The 3,400-nt window shown below is 52.3% G+C and carries 2 protein-coding genes; both read left to right on the top strand.

Going from position 1 to position 3,400, the window contains the following annotated elements; all coding sequences use genetic code 11:
* The coding region (locus MHN01_RS21005; protein ID WP_239413226.1) for a DUF2523 family protein at positions 1–282 on the top strand (282 nt) is incomplete at its 5' end.
* A gap of 1 nt (position 283) precedes the next feature.
* Positions 284–3,400: exodeoxyribonuclease V subunit beta (gene recB, locus MHN01_RS21000; RefSeq protein ID WP_239413225.1), on the top strand; the 3,117-nt coding region annotated here is incomplete at its 3' end.

Genomic DNA, 3,400 nt, shown 5'->3' with positions numbered 1-3,400 from the left:
TTGGATTTCCTTTACAGGCTGGTTATATCGCTGGTTGATATGATGAGTGACATGTTGTTGGCGTTGTTTGAGCAGATGTTAGAAGCAGCCAAGGGGCTGATATCATTGATTAGCGATATGCTGGCCCCTGTGGACCTGTCACAGTACTTAACGGGGTTCCCTGCTGGGGTGTCTTGGGTGATGGCGCAAATAGGCTTGCCGCAAGCCTTGGTGATTATTATCACGGCAATTACAATTCGTTTAATTCTTCAGTTAATACCGTTTGTGCGTTTGGGGTCATAACATGATTTATTTAATTCAAGGCAGGCCGAAATCTGGTAAAAGCTATGAGGCGGTTAAATACCATATTATTCCGGCCATCAAGTCGGGACGAAAAGTTATTACAAACTTGCCATTGGTTGTAGAGCATTTTGTAAAGATATTTGGTGCTGAGGTAAGGGATTTAATTAAGGTTGTTGATTCCTATGATACGTCGAATTTTGACTCTGGGGCGGCGGATTTTCATTTTAGTAAGCCTGAGCATTACATGGATGAATGGCGGGATGAAAATAACAAGGGTCCTTTGTTTGTTGTTGATGAGTGCCACTTTGCTTTGCCTAGGGGCAAGGTTCTTCCGGAGGTGATTAAGTATTTCACGATGCATGGTCACTATGGTGTCGATATTCTTTTGCTAACTCAGAATGTCAGGCAGACCGATACCAATATATTGGGCTTGGTAGAGGTTATGTATAGGACCATAAAAAATACTGCCTTGGGTTCAACTAAGACGTATACAAAAAAAGTGTTAGATGGGTATCGTGGTGCTGTGGTTAATACTGAGCAGCGTAAATACGATGACAAGATATTTCCCTATTATAAGGCGTTCACTGGTTCTCAGGGTGCGGTGGAGGCCGCTGGGCCAAGTGATGTAAAACCTATCTGGCAGCATTGGAGCGTTATCGGTTCGGTGGTCTTGCTGGGTGGTGTATTGATATTTGTATTGAGCGGTGGTGTCAGGAGTCCTTTTGCTATGAAGGAACCAGTAGAGACGGTTCAGGAGGCTGAGCAGGAGACGACAGGTTATAAGCTGCCAAAAACGCTGGAAAAATTTTCGCAGCAGGTGCTGTTTGATAAAACCAGCAAAGGCAATCCGCCCGAGCACCCGGTGTTTGTGGCCATTGAGGCGTTGCTGGCCAATAGGCCCAATGTCAAAGATCCCTTGCTGGCACATGCGATAAAAGAGTGTCGTCAGTTGCTGGCTGAGGCGAAGCGGCGCAAAGGCTGGTTGTCATTTGATGATCTGCTGACCCAGCTGGCCGCGGCACTGGCCAATGATACTGACGGCAGTTTGGCGGCTCGGATCCGGGGCCAGTTTCCCGTCGCGATGATTGACGAGTTCCAGGATACCGATCCGCTGCAGTACAGTATTTTCAATACAGTATATGGTGATGAGCACTGCAGTGAGGGAGAGGGTATACCAGTCAGCGGTTTGTTTATGATCGGGGATCCGAAGCAGGCTATCTATGCTTTTCGCGGTGCAGACATTTTTACCTATATCCGGGCACGTCGACAGGTAACGGCTCATTACACGCTGGGCACCAACTGGCGCTCGACCGCCGAGATGGTCGAAGCCGTCAACCGTATTTTCCAGCAGCCGCAGCGACCGTTTATCTATGATCAGGACATTACCTTTCTGCCGGTCAAACATAGCCCGAAAGCGGCCGATCGCAGCTGGCAGCTTGCCGGAGAAAAACAGCCTGCCCTGAGCTTCTGGCGTCAGGATGCTGATGAGCCGGTTAAAAAAGGCGGTTACAACCGGGTGATGGCGGCGGCAACGGCGGCAGAGATCCAAAAAATACTGACGCTGTCGCAGCAGGGTGAGGCGCTGCTGGTCGATGGCGAGAAGTCTAAACCGATCCGGGCCGGTGATGTGTCTGTGCTGGTTCGAACCGGAAGCGAGGGGGCAATGATCCGGCAGGCTCTGGCCGAGCAGGGCATTGCCAGCGTCTACCTGTCAAACCGCGACAGTGTGTTTTCCTGTAGTGAGGCCAGTGATATACAGCGCTTGCTGGTGGCTGTTTTGATACCGGAAGACGAGCGGGGGTTAAGGGCTGCCTTGGCCTCGGGCCTGTTTGCGCTTAGCGCACGTCAGCTTGACGAGCTTAATGCCGACGAAGATCGTTGGGAGCAGCATGTCGCTGAGTTTCGTGAATACCGTAAGCTGTGGCAGAGCCGGGGTGTGCTGCCGATGCTGCGTCATGTGCTGGCCAGTCGCCGGATCCCGGAGAGACTGCTGAGCGAAAATGGCGGGGAGCGTCGCCTGACCGATATTCTTCATCTCGGTGAGCTGTTGCAGCAGGCAAGCCAGACCCTCGACAGTGATCATGGATTGCTCCGCTGGCTGGCTGAACACATCGAAGCCCCAAACGGTAATGCCGATGAGCAGCAGCTTCGATTGGAGTCGGATCGCAATCTGGTACAGATTGTGACGATTCATAAGTCCAAAGGACTGGAGTATGACATTGTCTTCCTGCCGTTTGTCTGTAGCTATCGCGCGGCAGGGACGGCCTTGTTCCATGACGAGCAAACGCAGCAAGCGGTACTGGATGTGACCGAGCAGGAAGAAAGCATGGAGCTGGCGGAGAAAGAACGTCTGGCTGAAGATTTGCGCTTGATTTATGTAGCTCTGACCCGAGCCGTATATGGCTGTTATATCGGGATGGCACCGCTACGTAACGGGCTGAGCCGCAAAGAGCCGACAGGGTTGCACAAGGCTGCAATTGGCTGGCTGGTACAGGATGCTCAGGAAGGGGGAATTGCCGAGCTTGATGCGGCTTTGGCTCGTCTGACATCGGCGTCATCGACGATGGCGATCACGCCGCCTCCGGTGTTGCCGGAACTGCCATGGTGCCCCGATGAAGGCGAGCAACCCGAACTGTCTGCATCGGAATTTACCGCCAAGATAGAGCGAAACTGGTGGATCACCAGTTACTCAGGTTTGGTAAAGCAGGGGAGCCACAATCATGATGCGTCATTCGAGCTACCTGGCTTTGATACCGACTCGTCGCAAGACAGTGACAGCGAAGACGGAGAGCTGATTGAGCCTGAGCGCTCTATTTATACCTTCCCGCGTGGTGCGCGGCCGGGCACCTTCTTGCACACCCTGTTTGAAGAAATTGAGTTTACCGAGCCGGTTGAGAGCGAGGCGACCCGAGATAAAATTTTGGAGCTGCTGCGCCTGGAAAACTACGACGAAGTCTGGTTGCCGGTATTGCAGACGATGATCCGCGATGTACTGAACTGTGCACTGGATGGTGACAGTCTGCAGCTGGGGCATATCCCGGCACGCCAGCGCCTGACCGAAATGGAGTTTATGCTGCCGATCAATGTGTTGTCGGCCCCGCTGCTGAACAAGGTGATA

Origin of the sequence: Photobacterium sp. OFAV2-7 (assembly GCF_022347985.1) — a bacterium.
In the GTDB taxonomy this organism is placed as follows: domain Bacteria; phylum Pseudomonadota; class Gammaproteobacteria; order Enterobacterales; family Vibrionaceae; genus Photobacterium.
This window is presented reverse-complemented; position numbering and strand designations above follow the sequence as displayed.